The sequence below is a fragment of the Pseudoxanthomonas sp. 68-E7 genome (assembly GCF_057773145.1).
The window spans coordinates 235224-250737 of record NZ_JBYMTI010000003.1; the positions used below are offsets into that span (position 1 = coordinate 235224).

At 68.0% G+C, this 15514-nt stretch carries 11 protein-coding genes; 7 read left to right on the forward strand and 4 right to left on the reverse strand.

Translation table 11 applies throughout. The features are described 5' to 3' along the window. Entirely contained in the window at positions 1-1014 is a 1014-nt protein-coding gene (locus AC3DE2_RS09110) for a LacI family DNA-binding transcriptional regulator (protein ID WP_295381335.1), read from the forward strand. Between the two features lie 139 nt (positions 1015-1153). On the opposite strand, the gene AC3DE2_RS09115 is transcribed toward AC3DE2_RS09110, so the two are convergent. The 3 genes from AC3DE2_RS09115 to AC3DE2_RS09125 form a co-directional block, all read right to left on the reverse strand. Further along, positions 1154-2728, reverse strand: coding sequence for a sodium/sugar symporter (locus AC3DE2_RS09115; RefSeq protein ID WP_295381337.1), 1575 nt, complete (start codon positions 2726-2728; stop codon positions 1154-1156). 344 nt (positions 2729-3072) lie between these two features. After that, a complete protein-coding gene (locus AC3DE2_RS09120; RefSeq protein WP_488425937.1) occupies positions 3073-3744 on the reverse strand; it encodes a hypothetical protein in 672 nt (223 codons plus the stop codon). A gap of 138 nt (positions 3745-3882) precedes the next feature. Continuing rightward, a complete protein-coding gene (locus AC3DE2_RS09125; protein ID WP_295381344.1) occupies positions 3883-4632 on the reverse strand; it encodes a GntR family transcriptional regulator in 750 nt (249 codons plus the stop codon). Positions 4633-4768: 136 nt separating this feature from the next. On the opposite strand from AC3DE2_RS09125, the gene zwf reads away from it, so the two are divergent. The 6 genes from zwf to AC3DE2_RS09155 all read left to right on the forward strand — a co-directional run bounded on the left by zwf (position 4769) and on the right by AC3DE2_RS09155 (position 14431). Then, on the forward strand, positions 4769-6247 hold the full coding sequence (gene zwf / locus AC3DE2_RS09130) for a glucose-6-phosphate dehydrogenase (protein WP_295381345.1): 1479 nt from the start codon (positions 4769-4771) through the stop codon (positions 6245-6247). A 4-nt stretch (positions 6248-6251) separates the two neighbouring features. Further along, the gene (gene pgl, locus AC3DE2_RS09135) at positions 6252-6971 is read left to right on the forward strand and encodes a 6-phosphogluconolactonase (RefSeq protein WP_295381348.1); all 720 of its coding nucleotides are present in this window, start codon (positions 6252-6254) and stop codon (positions 6969-6971) included. A 163-nt stretch (positions 6972-7134) separates the two neighbouring features. Next, entirely contained in the window at positions 7135-7653 is a 519-nt protein-coding gene (locus AC3DE2_RS09140; protein ID WP_295381350.1) for a c-type cytochrome, read from the forward strand. Positions 7654-7908: 255 nt separating this feature from the next. Further along, complete coding sequence (locus tag AC3DE2_RS09145; protein ID WP_488425938.1) at positions 7909-9639, forward strand: ExeM/NucH family extracellular endonuclease; 1731 nt, start codon at positions 7909-7911, stop codon at positions 9637-9639. A gap of 302 nt (positions 9640-9941) precedes the next feature. Further along, positions 9942-13679, forward strand: a complete 3738-nt coding sequence (locus AC3DE2_RS09150; RefSeq protein ID WP_488425939.1) for an indolepyruvate ferredoxin oxidoreductase family protein — start codon at positions 9942-9944, stop codon at positions 13677-13679. Positions 13680-13927: 248 nt separating this feature from the next. Next, positions 13928-14431 carry a hypothetical protein gene (locus AC3DE2_RS09155; RefSeq protein WP_295381360.1) on the forward strand — a complete coding sequence of 168 codons (504 nt, stop codon included), beginning with the start codon at positions 13928-13930 and terminating at the stop codon, positions 14429-14431. A 94-nt stretch (positions 14432-14525) separates the two neighbouring features. Here AC3DE2_RS09155 and AC3DE2_RS09160 read toward each other — a convergent pair whose 3' ends face one another. Then, positions 14526-15347, reverse strand: a complete 822-nt coding sequence (locus tag AC3DE2_RS09160) for a hypothetical protein (protein WP_488425940.1) — start codon at positions 15345-15347, stop codon at positions 14526-14528. Between the last annotated feature and the right edge of the window lie 167 nt (positions 15348-15514).

A 15514-nucleotide genomic window follows, 5' to 3' on the forward strand; every position in this document is an offset into this window, starting at 1 on the left:
ATGCGCATTCGGATCGAGGACGTGGCCGCCGCCGCCGGCGTTTCGATGAAAACGGTGTCGCGCGTGCTCAACCACGAGCCCAACGTGCGCGAGGAGACCCGGCGCCGGGTCGAGGAGGTCGTCGCCCGCCTGCAATACCGTCCCAATCCGTCGGCGCGCAGCCTGGCCGGCCAGCGCTCCTACGTAGTCGCGCTGGCCTACGACAATCCGTCACGCAACTACCTGATGGAAATCCAGAGCGGCGTGCTGGAAGCGTGCCGGGCGCAGCACTACACCCTGGTGCTGGCCCCGGTCACCTTCGGCCAGCGCGGTTACACGGCCGACATCACCTCGCTGGTCGAGCACTTCGGCCTGGACGGGGTGCTGCTGATTCCGCCGCTGACCGATGACAAGGCCCTGCTGGCGCAACTGGAAGAACACGAGATCCCCTTCGCCAGCATTTCGCCGCGAAGCCGCCGCGGCCGCATCGGGGTGACCGTGGACGAGCATGCCGCGGTCTGCGATCTGATCGCCGAACTGGTCGCGCTCGGCCATCGCCGCATCGGCCACATCAAGGGCCACAAGGCGCACGGTGCCTGCGCCTGGCGGTTCGCCGGCTACCGCGACGCACTGGAGCGGGCCGGCATCGCCTTCGATCCGGAGCTGGTGGTGGACGGCGCGTTCACCTTCGAATCCGGCGTTCACGGCGCCAACCAGTTGCTGGATCTGAAGGATCCGCCGACCGCGATCTTCGCCGCCAACGACGACACCGCCGCCGGGGTGATTCGGGTTGCGGGCCTGCGCGGGCTGAGCGTGCCGCGGGATCTTTCCGTGTGCGGCTTCGACGATACGCCGATCTCGCGCCATATCTTTCCGGCGCTGACCACGGTCCGCCAGCCGACCCGCGACATGGGCCGGATGGCCACCCTGGAACTGCTCAACAACATCCGCGATCCCGATGCGGGCCGGATGGTGCCGGTCCAGTACAGCCTGGAACTGCGCGAATCCATCGCCGCGCCACGCCGCAAGCGCTGAAGCCCGCTTCCGGTCATCGGCCGTCCCTGCGGGAGCGACGCGAGTCTCGGCCAACCTGCTCCAGATGCGCCCGTGAACCGGATTCGAAGTTCGAGTCGACGCTTCCGCGTCGTAGGCCGGGCAAGCCCGGCCTCCCGGATCACCAGAAGATCGTGTACAGCGCGATCAGGATGATGACCACACCCACCGCGCCGATGTTGAACACGCCCGGGGTGCGGTAGTCGACGTCGTCGGTGCGGATGAAATCCTTGCCCTCGGCGCGCGCGGTCGCCAGCGACACCACCACCGCCAGCGCCAGCGCCGCGAGGAACACGATGCCGACGCGATCCATGAACGGCAGCAGGTACAGACCGGTCTTCTGGGCCCAGAAGAAGGCCGCCGACAGCAGCACCGAACCCAGCGCCGCGGCCAGCGCGCCGGCCTCGTTGGCGCGCTTCCAGAACAGGCCGAGCACGAAGATCACCACGATGCCCGGGGTGAAGAAGCCAGTGAATTCCTGGATGAACTGGAAGCCCTGGTCGAAGCTGCCCAGCAGCGGCCGTGCGGCGAGGATGCCCAGCAGCACGGCGACCGCGGCGGCGATGCGGCCCACCTTCACCTGCCGCGCCTCGCTCGGCTGGCTCTTCGACTTGGCGTAGAAGTCGAGGGTGAAGATGGTCGCCACCGAATTGATCTTGGAGGCCAGCGACGCGACGATCGCCGCCACCAGCGCGGCGAACACGAGACCAAGGATACCGGTCGGCAGCAGGCGCATCATGGTTGGATACGCCTGGTCGGGCTTGTCCAGCCCTGGCGCCAGCACCACCGCGGCGATGCCCGGCAACACCACGATCACCGGCATCAGCAGCTTGAGGAAGGCGGCGAACAACACGCCCTTCTGCGCCTCGGCGATGTCCTTGGCGGCCAGGGCGCGCTGGATGATGTACTGGTTGAAGCCCCAGTAGCTGACATTCATGATCCACATGCCGCCGATCAGCACGCTGATGCCCGGCAGGTCCTTGTAGAAGGGATTGTCCTTGCTCAGGATCATCTCGAAGTGTTCCGGGTGCTGCGTCCACAGCTTCTGGAAGCCGGCGACGACGCCCGCGCCCTCGCCGATGTGGCTCAGGGTCAGGCCGGCCACCAGCAGGCCACCCAGCACCAGCAGCGACACCTGCACGATGTCGGTCAGCGCCACCGCCTTCAGGCCGCCATACAGCTGGTACACCAGCGCGAACACGCCCAGCAGGGTCAACGCGAGCATCTGGTCCATGCCGGTCACCTGGCTCACCGCGATCGAACCCAGCCACATGATCGAGGTCAGGTTGACGAACACGTACAGCAGCAGCCAGAACACCGCCATCAGGGTGCGGATGCGCGTGCCGTAACGCTGTTCCAGGAACTGCGGCATGGTGTAGATGCCGTTGCGCAGGAATACCGGCAGGAAGAACTTGCCGACGATCAGCAGCGTCAACGCCGCCATCCATTCGTAGGAGGCGATCGCCAGGCCGATGGCATAGCCGGAACCGGACATGCCGATGATCTGCTCGGCCGAGATGTTGGCCGCGATCAGCGATGCGCCGATCGCCCACCACGGCAGCGACTTGCTCGCCAGGAAGTAGTCCTTGGCGTCCTTCTGGTGGCCGCCCTTCTCGCGCGACACCCACTGCGCCAGGATGAAGATGCCGGCCAGATAGACCAGGACGATACCGATATCGAGCGAGGACAATTCCACTACGGACTCCCGTGGCGATGGATGGCGCGTCGTCGCGCGATGGGTCCACGGTAACGCGGAGGTCGCGTGGAGGGCGGCCCGTCGCGCATTCCAGTGGAGCCACCCGGCACGCGACGGGCGGAATCGTGGCATCACTCGCCGGAAGTCCCGCGTCCCGCCAGTGATGACAGCGCTGTCAGATTACGCAATGGAGTCATGTTTGCATCGTGCGATGCACCAATCCCGCGATTGGTATTTCTTTGGTGGTGAAGCCGACGGATTTGGATCGGTACAAAGCCATCGGACGCTTCGATCGCAACGCATCCGGCGAGCAGGGAATGCGAGCGTGTGCGCGAAGGCTTCGCTTACTCGTGGGCGGTGGCGCAGGCCATCACGTGGTTGTAGTCGCTGGACATGCAGCGATAGAACTCGCGGCGCGCGCCGGTGGCGTTTTCGCAGTCCGCTAGGGTCAGGGTTTCCAGCCGCGTTTTCAGCGGTGCCGCCATGCGATCGTAGTCCGCGCGGCCCAGATAGCCATCCTGCAGGTTGCGTTCGCCGACCTCCAGCATGGTCTCCACGCCCCAGCGCGCGTTCTCCACCGCCTTGGGGCACGCGAGCTCCACGTCGTCATCGCGTACCTTGAGCAGTTGCCGGGCGATATCGTTCACGTCTTCCCGCACCTGCGACGGCAGCGTGCGAACGGCGCCACCCGGATCTGCCGGCCATGCCGACGCGGGAAAACCGACGGCCAGCAGCATCAAGCCCGCCAACCGCAACCCGATCGCGTCTCGTCGTCCTTGCCGTTTCATCGCGTCCTCCGTGAGGGCCGCGAGTATAGCGACCGCAACGCGGGCGCAGCGTTTCGTGATGCGGGCGCAGGTGCCTGCGCGGCGACTCGCGCGGGCCACTGTCCGGCGCCAGCGGTACGCGTCCTCCCAGAGGCGATGCGGCATCGCCTCCAGCAGGTATGGATACGCTTCGCGGGTGATCGGGTTGACCCGCGGGTGGCGGCCTTCCGCGTCGGCGAACGGGGCCACGTCCTTGTCCAGCGACTGCGATTGCGGCGTAGTGCAGCGTGCGGCGGGGGCGGATGCAGGTCCTCCGCCACGACGCGACGAAGCCCGTCGTCGATGCCGGCGGCGCGGCGCGGCCGGCGCGGAAAGCCGTGCCGGCGACTACTCGCTCTGCAGCTCGGCGACGAAGTCGTAGGCGTCGCCGCGATAGTAGGAGCGGGTGGATTCGACCACGCGGCCGTCTTCCAGGAACGCGCGGCGTTCGACCAGCAGGCCGGGCGCGCCGACCGGCAGCTCCAGGTGGCGCGCGGCCTCTTCGTCCAGCGCGACCGCGCGCAGGCGTTGCAGCGCGCGGCGCGGGCGGTTGCCGTGCGCGTCGAGCGCCTCGTACAGCGAGGTGGTGACGCTCTCCGGATCCGGCAGCAACGACAGCGGCACCAAAGTGCGCTCGATCGCGATCGGCGAGCCGTCGACATGGCGCAGGCGATACATGCGGACCACGCCGCTGCCCGGCGACAGGTTGAGCGCCATCGACTCTTCCGGGGTCACCTCGCCAACGCTGCGCTCCAGGAACTTCACCTGTGGATTGAGGCCGCGCTCGCGCAGATCGTCGGTGAAGCTGGTCAGGCGCGAGAACTGGCGCAGGATGCGTTCGGCGACGAAGGTGCCGGCGCCCTGCCGCTGCACCAGCAGGCCGGCCTCGATCAGCCCGGCCAGTGCCTTGCGGATCGTCACGCGGGACAGACCCAGCAGGTTGGCAAGATCACGTTCGCTGGGCAGGGCCTGGCCCGAGCGCAGCACGCCGGCGTCCATCAGGTTCTGCAGGGCGCGGCGCAGGCGCAGGTAGGCCACCGCGCGGGTGGATTCACCGGTCTGCAGGCGATGGTATTCATCGAACAGGGCTTTTTGCATGAGCAAGAACATACCACTCACGTACCAATAAAGGCAATATCAGCCGACAAATGGTCACATTGGCCTGATTCATTGGTCAGCGTGGTAGCCCGGTGGTATTGTTCCTCCCAACCTGACAAGCGAACGAGATGACGACGTGACCGCCAAGACCCTGCCCGTCGACCCCTTCGATCTGGTGATTTTCGGAGGCACCGGTGACCTGGCCCTGCGCAAGCTGCTGCCCGGCCTGCTGCGCCGCTACGCCGATGGCCAGATCCGCGAGGACAGCCGGATCATCGGCGTGGCCCGCGACAAGCAGACCGACGCCGATTACCGCGCCAAGGTGGGCGAAGCCCTGCAGCGCGTGGCCGGCAACGACGAGGCGCTGAAGGCCAAGCTGCCGGCGTTCCTGGACAAGCTGGGCTACCACGCCCTGGACGCGACCAAGGACGAGGGCTGGGAGGAATTCGCCGCCGCGCTCAAGGCGCAGGGCGATCGCATCCGGGTGTTCTACCTGTCGACCAGCCCCAGCCTGTTCGTGAACCTGTGCGACCGCCTGCGCGCGCACGGCCTCAACGGCGGCCAGTCGCGGGTGGTCATCGAGAAGCCAATCGGCCACGACCTGGCCAGCGCGACGGTGATCAACGACGCGGTCGGCAGCGCGTTCGCGGAAAGCCAGATCTTCCGCATCGATCATTACCTGGGCAAGGAAACGGTGCAGAACCTGCTGGCGCTGCGCTTTGCCAACATCCTGTTCGAACCGCTGTGGAACGCCAACCACATCGATCACGTGCAGATCACCGTGGCCGAGACGGTCGGCCTGGAGAAGCGCGCGACCTATTACGACACCTCCGGCGCGCTGCGCGACATGGTCCAGAACCATCTGCTGCAGTTGCTGTGCATGGTGGCGATGGAACCGCCGGCGGCACTGGAAGCCGATGCCGTGCGCGACGAAAAGCTGAAGGTGCTGCGTTCGCTGCGCCCGATCACCGCCGACGAGATCAGCCACATGACCGTGCGTGGCCAGTACCGCGCCGGCGCGGTCAACGGCATGGCGGTGCCGGGCTACCTGGACGAACTCGGGCGCGAGGATTCGCGCACCGAGACCTTCGTGGCGCTGAAGGCGGAAGTGGACAACTGGCGCTGGGCCGGGGTCCCGTTCTACCTGCGCACCGGCAAGCGCCTGCCCGAGCGCGTCTCCGAGATCGTGATCGCGTTCAAGCAGATCCCGCATTCGATCTTCGAGCACGGCGCCGGCCCGGTGATGGGCAACAAGCTGGTCCTGCGCCTGCAGCCGGACGAGGGCGTGAAGCTGTGGCTGATGATCAAGGACCCGGGCCCGGGTGGCCTGCGCCTGCAGCATGTGCCGCTGGACATGAGCTTCGCCGAGGCCTTTGGCGTGCACCAGCCGGAAGCCTACGAGCGCCTGCTGATGGACGTGGTGCGCGGCAATCCGACCCTGTTCATGCGCCGCGACGAGGTCGAGGCGGCATGGAAGTGGATCGACCCGATCCTGGGCGCGTGGGAAAACCAGCGCGAGACACCCAAGCCGTACACCGCCGGTTCGTGGGGACCGAGCGCGGCGGTCGCGCTGGTCGAGCGCGATGGCCGGACCTGGCACGAGGACACGGTGTAAGCGCGTGACGAATTCCCCCCTCTCCCCCGTCCCGACCGACCTGATCACCTTCTCCGACAGCGAGGCGCTGGCCGGTGCGCTGGCCGCGGCCGTCGCCGCGGATCTGCGCGCCGGGATCGAGGCCCGTGGCGGCGCGCTGCTGGCGCTGTCCGGCGGCACCACCCCGCGCCGGTTCCTGCAACGCCTGTCGGAGCAACCGCTGGACTGGGACAAGGTCACCGTCACCCTGGTCGACGAACGCTGGGTGGCGCCGGACAACGATCGTTCCAACGCGCGCCTGCTGGCCGAGCACCTGCTGCGCGGCGCGGCGGCGGCGGCGCATTTCCTGCCGCTGTTCCGCGACACGCCCGAACCGGAAGATGCCCTGGCCGAGCTGGAGCGGCGTTTCGCCAGCCTGCCGGCGGCGTTCGACGCGATCGTGCTGGGCATGGGCACCGATGGGCACACCGCCTCATTCTTTCCCGGCGGCGATCACCTGGCCGCGGCGCTGGATCCGGGCTCGGCCGCGCGGCTGCTGCCGATGCGCGCCCCCGGTGCCGGCGAGGCCCGCGTCACCCTGACCCTGCCGGTGCTGCTGGCCGCCCGCCACCTGTACCTGCATATCGAAGGGACCGCCAAGCGGGACGTGCTGGACGCCGCGCTGGCCGACGCCACCCCGCAGGCGCCGGTCGCCGCGGTCCTGCGCCAGGCCCCGGCGCCGGTGCGCACCTACTGGTGCCCCTGAGCCCCGCAGGTTGAGGCAAGACCGGCCACCCTGCTTATAATGGGCGCCTTGCCTCGGGCGCCCGCGCCCGGCATCTGTCCGCGAATCCGTCCGGTGACGGTTTCCGGCTCCCCCGTTTTTCGTAGCCAAGCACGGTTTCCCGCCGTGCTGCCAAAGGTGGAAAGTGCGTAATTACGACCTCGAATTCCTGAAGCATTTCTCGATGGTGATCGGCTTCCTGGTGGTGGTCACCCTCGGCCTGATCATCGGTGCGCATTTCCTGCACTCCTCGATCCCGGCGGAAGTGAACCCGCAGGCCGCCAAGCGCACCGAAGGCCGCATCGCCCCGTCGGGCGCGGTGTATGCCGGCGCCACCGGTGCCGCAGCCCAGGCCGCCGCGCAGGCTGCCGCCGCCGCGGCCGCCTCCTCGCAGGTCGCCTACGGTGGCACCACCGACGGCCAGGTCATCTTCGACAACCTGTGCGGCGCCTGCCACAAGAACGGCACCGGCAATGCCCCGATGCTGACCGCCGCCGGCATGGGCGCGCGCGCGGCCAAGGGCAAGGACACCCTGTACAAGCACGCCATCGAAGGCTTCACCGGTCCGGACGGCGGCATCATGCCCCCGAAGGGCGGCAACCCGGCCCTGACCGAAGAGCAGATCCACGCCACGGTCGACTGGATGCTGGCCAACGTGAAGTAAGCCTTTCCGGCTTGCCTGCAATGCTGAAAACGCCGCCTCCGGGCGGCGTTTTTTCGTTTTGCGGGTTTGAGCCAGTCCCTGGTCGCCTTCGGCGCCCGCCCTCTTTTTGCGCTTTCAACAGCCGCAGGGCGGGCCAAGACGGGAACCGGGCGCATTGACCCGTCCCTCGGCGGTCGGGGCGCGTTGGCGCTTCCCCATCGCCCGTCATCCCCGCTGGCTATCATGTCCGGCTTACCGTTCCGCCAGGCATCCGCCATGCTCCTACGCCGCACCCTGCCCGCCACCGCCCTGCTGACCTGCGCCGCGCTGGCCCACGCCCAGGCGCCCCGGGTCATCGCCATCGGCCAGGTGCAGGGCACCGGCACGGCCAGTCCGCTAGTGGGCCAGACGGTGACGGTCGAAGGCGTGGTCACGGCGGATTTCCCCCAGGGCCTGGGCGGCTTCTTCCTGCAGGATGGCGGAGACGGCGATCCGGCGAGTTCGGACGCGGTGTTCGTGCCGATGGCGTTCGACGCCAACGCAGACGACGGCGAGGTTCCGCAGGTCGGCCAGCGCTACCGCGTGCGCGGTGAAGTCACCGAGCTGGAACTTGGCAGGCAGGGCAGCCGGCTGACCGCGATCACCGCGGACGACATCGAACGCCTCGGCGGGGCTGCGTCCGTACCGGCACCGGTCGTGCTGGCCGCCGCGCCCGCGGACTGGGAAGCGCTGGAAGGCATGCGCGTGCGCATCGCCGCGCCGCTCACCGTCAGCGGCACCGATCAGGTCGAGCGGTTCGGCGAACTCACCACCGCGTTCGAGGGCCGGCTCTGGCAACCCAGCGAGGTGGCCGCGCCCGGCAGCGAGGCGTTCCAGCGGGTGCTGGAGGACAACGCCCGCCGCCGGCTGACCCTGGACGACGGCAGCGGCGAACGGGATCCCAAGTCGATCGGCTGGCTCGGCACCCAGCCCGTTCCGCGGGTCGGCACGGTCCTGGAGGATGTGGAAGGCATCGTCGACGAGCGCCACGGCAGCCATCGGCTGCAGCTGACCGGCCGGCTGACGCTGCCAACCGCCGCCTACCCGCTCGCGCCCCGTGTGCCGGGAACGCTGAAAATCGCCGCCTTCAACCTGGAAAACCTGTTCAACGGCGACGGCCGTGGCGGTGGCTTTCCGACACCGCGCGGGGCGAAGACCCCCGCGCAGTTGCAGGCGCAGCTGGCCAAGCTGGTCGCCACCGTGCGCACGCTCGACGCCGACGTCGCGGCGCTGATGGAACTGGAAAACGATGGCTACGGGCCCGAATCCAGCCTGGCCCAGTTCGTCGCCGCGCTGAACGCGCGGGGCGGCGACTGGCGCTTCGTCGATGCCGGCGAGGGCCCAGGACCGGACACCATCCGGGTCGGCCTGATCTACCGTGCTTCGCGGGTCACCCCGGTCGGCAAGCCCGCCACCCTGACCGGCGGTCCGTTCGGCGATCGCAGCCGGGTGCCGCTGGCGCAGGCGTTCCGCCGCGGCCAGGGGCCGGCGTTCGTGGTGGTGGCCAACCACTTCAAGTCCAAGGGCTGTTCGGAAGCCACCGGCGCCGACCAGGACCAGGGCGACACCCAGGGCTGCTGGAACGCGCTGCGGCTGGATTCGGCGCATCGCCTGGACGCCTGGCTGAAACAGGATCCGACCGGCCAGGGCAGCGCGATGAAGGTCATCCTGGGCGACTTCAACGCCTACGCGATGGAGGACCCGGTGCGCTGGCTGCGCGAGGCCGGCTGGCGCGACGCCTTCGCTGTGGCCAAGGTGAAGCAGCCCTACAGCTACGTCTACAACGGCCTGACCGGCCGCCTGGACCATGCCCTGCTCAGCCCCGGCCTGGCCGGCCGCCTGCGCGGCGCGGCCGAGTGGCACCTCAACGCCGATTCGGCCGACAGCGCGGGCTATCCGCACGGCGATCCCGCCCAGCCCTGGCGCAGCTCGGATCATGATCCGCTGCTGCTGGGGTTCGATCTCTGAGTGGGCGGATGCCGGTTTTCACGGGAAAAGCCTGCCTCTGTTTGCCCTTTGGAAGCGCAAATCCCCCCGTCGTTCGGCTGTTGAAAGCGAAAAAGGGGGACCCAGGGGGATTTGCTCTTCGCGCCAACCACAGGCGCTTTTCAACAGCAACCGAGTGGCGGGTCAATCCCCGTCACGCCGGCCCATCCTTGCTTCGACAGCGCCACACCTGAACCAGGGCCGCAGGACCCCCGCTGCTACAATTCGCGCCCTTCGCGTCCGGCTTCTCGCCGGATCACGCCAGCCGCAGCCCGGGCCAGCCCATGACCAGCACCGCCGAACTCACCTCGCCGTCGTCCGCCAACACTCCGCAGATCGGCGTGCTGGACAACGACTACACCCTTGAGCACAAGTACACCCGCACCGACGGCCGCATCTACCTGAGCGGCGTGCAGGCGCTGGTCCGGCTGCCGTTGATGCAGCGCCTGCGCGACCAGGCCGCCGGCCTGAACACCGCTGGCTTCATCAGCGGCTATCGTGGCTCGCCGCTGGGCGGCTTCGACCTGGAACTGTGGCGCGCGCGCAAGCACCTGGAGGCGGCGGCGGTGAAGTTCACCCCCGGCCTCAACGAGGATCTGGGCGCGACCATGGTCTGGGGCACCCAGCAGACCAACCTGTTCCCCGGCGCCAAGGTCGATGGCGTGTACTCGATGTGGTACGGCAAGGGTCCGGGCGTGGATCGCTGCGGCGACGTGTTCAAGCACGGCAACGCCGCCGGCACCTCGAAGCACGGTGGCGTGCTGGCGCTGGCCGCCGACGACCATGCCTGCCGCAGTTCGACCCTGCCGCATGGTTCGGAAGACGAATTCGTCAGCGCGATGATGCCGGTGCTCAACCCGGCCGGCGTGCAGGACATCCTCGACATGGGCCTGGTGGGCTGGGCGATGAGCCGCTACACCGGGCGCTGGGTCGGCTTCAAGACGATCGCCGAAACGGTGGAATCCTCGGCGTCGGTGGAAGTGAACCCATTCGCGCGCACGATCCTGCTGCCGGAAGATTTCGACATGCCCGCCGGCGGCCTCAACATCCGCTGGCCGGATCCGCCGCTGGATCAGGAAATGCGCCTGCACCGCTATGCGGTCAAGGCCGCGCAGGCGTTCGCCCGCGCCAACGGCATCGATCGCATCGTGCTGGATTCGCCGCGCGCGCGGCTGGGCATCGTCACCACCGGCAAGAGCTACCTGGACGTGCTGCAGGCGCTGGAGTACCTGGGCCTGGACGAGCGCGCCTGCGCCGACATCGGCATCCGCGTGTACAAGGTCGGCATGACCTGGCCGCTGGAGCCTGTCGGCATCGCCGAATTCGCGCGCGGGCTGGAAGACATCGTGGTGGTGGAGGAGAAGCGCGCCTTCATCGAGCGGCAGATGAAGGAATACTTCTACAACTGGCCGGCCAGCGCGGGCCAGCGTCCGTCCATCGTCGGCAAGTACGACGAGGCCGGCGACTGGATCCTGCCGTCCACCGGCGAGCTCACTCCGGCCACCATCGCCGGCGTGATCGGCCGCCGCATCCAGCGCCTGCTTCAATCCAGCTCGATCAGCAATGAATCCATCGAACAGCGCCTGCGCTGGATGGAGGAGAAGGAAGCCGAGCTCGCGCTGCCGCGCGCCAGCTTCCCGCGCGTGCCGCACTATTGCAGCGGCTGCCCGCACAACACCTCCACGGTGGTGCCGGAAGGCTCGCGCGCGCTCGGCGGCATCGGCTGCCACTACATGGTGACGTGGATGGATCGCGACACCGACACCTTCACCCACATGGGCGGCGAAGGCGTCACCTGGTCCGGGCAGGCGCCGTTCACCGAAACCGAGCACGTGTTCCAGAACCTCGGCGACGGCACCTTTTTCCATTCCGGATCGCTGGCGGTGCGGCAGTCGGTCGCCACCGGCGTCAACATCACCTACAAGATCCTCTACAACGACGCGGTCGCGATGACCGGCGGCCAGCCGGTGGACGGCACCCTGAGCGTGCCGCAGATCGCCCACATGATGCGCGCCGAGGGCGTGGACACGATCGTCGTGGTCAGCGACGACGTGCGCAAATGGAGCCGCCGCGAACTGTTCCCGACCGGCGTGGAATTCCATGACCGCAAGCAGCTGGAAGACGTGCAGAAGCAGCTGCGCAAGGTGAAGGGCGTTTCCATCCTCATCTACGACCAGGTCTGCGCGACCGAGAAGCGCCGTCGCCGCAAGCGCGGCAAGCTGCCGGATCCGGCCAAGCGCACGATGGTCAACACGCTGGTCTGCGAAGGCTGCGGCGATTGCGGCGTGAAGAGCTTCTGCGTGTCGGTGCTGCCGAAGGAAACCGAGTTCGGGCGCAAGCGCGAGATTGATCAGTCCAACTGCAACAAGGACTTCTCCTGCGTCAACGGCTTCTGCCCGAGTTTCGTCACCGTCCATGGCGGCAATCCGCGCAAGGGCAACATGCTTGATAAGAGCCGAGCCACCGTGGCCGAGAAGCTGGACAACCTGCCGGCGCCGACCTTCGAGTCGGATCTGGCCCAGCCCTGGAACATCCTGATCACCGGCGTCGGCGGCACCGGCGTGGTGACCATCGGCGCACTGCTGGGCATGGCCGGCCATCTGGAAGGCAAGGGTGCCAGCGTGCTGGATCAGACCGGCCTGGCCCAGAAGGGCGGCGCGGTGACCACCCACATCCGCATCGCCCGCACCCCGGAGGACATCCACGCCGTGCGCATCGCCGCCGGCGAGGCCGATCTGGTGCTGGGTTGCGACATGGTGGTGGTGAACGACTACTGGGCGCTGTCCAAGGTGCGCGGCGAGCGCTCGCACGTGGTGCTCAACACCTACGAGGCGATGCCCGGCACTTTCACCACCCATCCGGACATGCAGTTCCCGGCCACCGACATCATCGCCGGCGTGAAAGTCGCGCTGGGCGGCCGCGATCCGATGCTGGTCGACGCTACCCAGCTGGCCACCGCGCTGATGGGCGACGCCATCGCCGCCAACCTGTTCATGCTCGGCTACGCCTGGCAGCAGGGCCTGGTGCCGATCTCGTTCGACGCCATCATGCGCGCGGTCGAACTCAACGGCGCGGCGATCGAGATGAACCGGCGCGCGTTCGCCTGGGGCCGCCTGGCGGTGGTCGATCCGCAGGCGGTGCAGGAAGCCGCCGGCCTGATCCGCAACGCCCAGACCGAATCCGAGCGCACCCCGCGCAACCTGCGGATCCTGCCGCCGGGCGAGTGGGAAAGCACCGAGTGGGGCGCCAACGCCGCGCCGCGCAATCCGGACAACGAGAGCGAACTGCGCGGCCTGCCGGAAGGCGGCGCGGCTGGCGGCGAAGTGGCGTTCCTGCCGCTGGACGACCTGCGCCTGTCGCGCTCGCTGGACGAATTGATCGCCCGTCGCGTGGCCTTCCTCACCGACTACCAGGACGCCGCCTACGCCAGCCGCTACCGCGATCTGGTCACCCGCGTGCGCGCCGCCGAGAACGTCAAGGCGCCGGGTTCCACCGCGCTGACCGAAGCGGTCGCCCGCTATTTCTTCAAGCTGATGGCCTACAAGGACGAGTACGAGGTGGCGCGCCTGTACACCAGCGGCGAGTTCCAGCGCCGCCTGCAGCAGCAGTTCGACGGCGACTACGAGGTGCATTTCCACCTGGCGCCGCCGCTGTTCGCCAAGAAGGATGCGCAGGGCCGGTTGATCAAGAAGGAATACGGCCCGTGGGTGTTCAAGGCATTCGGCCTGCTGGCGAAGCTGCGTTTCCTGCGCGGCGGTGCCTTCGACGTATTCGGCCGTACCGCCGAGCGCCGCGGCGAGCGCCAATTGATCGGCGACTACGAGCGCACCCTGGATCAGCTGCTCGGTTCGCTGGACGCCGAACGCCTGGGCCTGGCGGTGGACATCGCCAGCATTCCCGAACACATCCGCGGCTACGGCCACGTCAAGGAACGCCACCTGCACGAAGCCAAGGCGCGCGAAGCCGAGCTGCTCGCGCAGTGGAACAATCCCAAGGCCCTGCGCATCGTCCAGGTCGCCTGACCGGCGCATCATCGGGAAGAAAAACCCGCCACCCGGCGGGTTTTTTTCTGCCAGGGTCGATCGCATGCGCGGGTCCAGTCGGGCTTGTCCTGCCACCGCCGTCGGGCATGGGCCGGCGCGTGCCGATGTCTGCGAAACCTGTTTCCAGGAAAGAAACGCAAAGCGAGTGGAGCACGACGCCACTCGCCCCGATGCGCGCGCTCGACCTAGACTCGCTTACCACCGAGTCAAGGAGGCATGACAGGACCATGTTTCGGAAACACCTACCCAGGCCGCGCTGGCTTGTCCTCGCCGCGCTCGCGCCTCTCATCCTCACGTCCTGTGATGCGCTCTACTCCCGGCGCATTTTCGTCCGCGACACCGCCGCCTCGCCGGCTTCCGTGGCGGCGGCCGTCGCGGATTTCACCGACAACGGGCCAGGGACCTGCCGGAAGAAAGAAGACTTGCCGCTCTCCTGTTTCATATCCAACAACGGCAATGGCTACTTCGAGATCCTGCAGCTGGAAGGCGGCACCGAAGTCTGCTATTTCGCCACCGTCGGGGCCGGCGGCCCGTCCCGCGCGAACCGGCGTGCCACGGATCAGTTGGAGGCGAAGCTGGCGGAATCCTTCGGGATGATGGCCGTGACGGTGTCCGAACCGACGCCGTCCCAGTGCGCCCGCCAACCCGCCGGACGATCCATCCCCCCGGCCCAGGCAGCACAGGACCGGACGCTCGAAAACTCCCCCGGACCGGCTGTGCAGGATCGCTGATGTTGTTCCCGGCCCGTCGCCACGATGGCGATCGACGTTCGATGCGCATCGAACGCCCATCGTGCGGCGAAACGATGTGCCCTTCCCGGAAAGCCTAGCGTCGCCTCACCTGCGCCAGCGCGGCGCGCAGCGGTGGCTTCAACGGCAGCGCCAGCTTGCGATAGAGGAACGACAACATCCGCCGCGAGCGCGGCACCCGCCAGGCCAGGCCTTCCTCGATGGTATAGACGCAGGGCGCGCAGGCGCCGCAGGGCTTGCCGTTGATCGGGCGATGGCAGAACCAGGTCATGTCCATGATCGCGTCCCAGCCGGCTTCCGCCGCCTCGCGCGCCATGGCCTGCTTGTCGATCTGGAACAGCGGGAAACCGAAATGCCGGAACAGGGTGTACTCGGCGCCGCCTGCATCGCGCGGATCCAGCCGATGACTGCGATAGCCGCCGACAGTCTCGAACGATTCCACCCGGTCCGCGAGCAGGGCCTGTACCTTGTCGTCCACGTGCACGCTCAACTCGATGCCGTCCAGGCCATGCTGGCGGCAGAACAGCGCCAGCCATTCGTACTGGCTGCCGATGTAGACGCGCGAGCGCACCTCGCGCAGCGCGTCACTGACTTCCGGATCGCGCGCGAGGTCCGCGACCCGGAACACCCGCAACGGCCGCAACAGCACCCGCGTTTCCGGATACCGCTCGTGCAGCGCGTCGGTGATGCGCTGGATGCTCCGCCGCTCGGTCGCCGTGGATGCGCGGGTCGGATCCTCCAGGTAATACGGCGTCACCGGCAGCCGGTGCTTGAGCAACAGCCGCAGCAGTTGGAAGGTGGAGTCCCAGCCGCTCGTCCACAGCAACGGCACGCCGCGCGCGGCGATTCCGACGATGGCGTGGGCGGACGGAATGACCCGGATGTTCGTTTCCTGCATGTGCGCATGGACTCCGTGCCGATCGTCTCGGCGAGGTGGGAAGCGCATCCACAACGGCAAAGCAGGCACTCTCCGATGCAGCGCGCGCCGATGCTAGCGCGCGCCCACGCGGATGACGTGCAATTCTCTTCACTCCACCGGATGAACAGGCAATGCCGGCGTTCGCC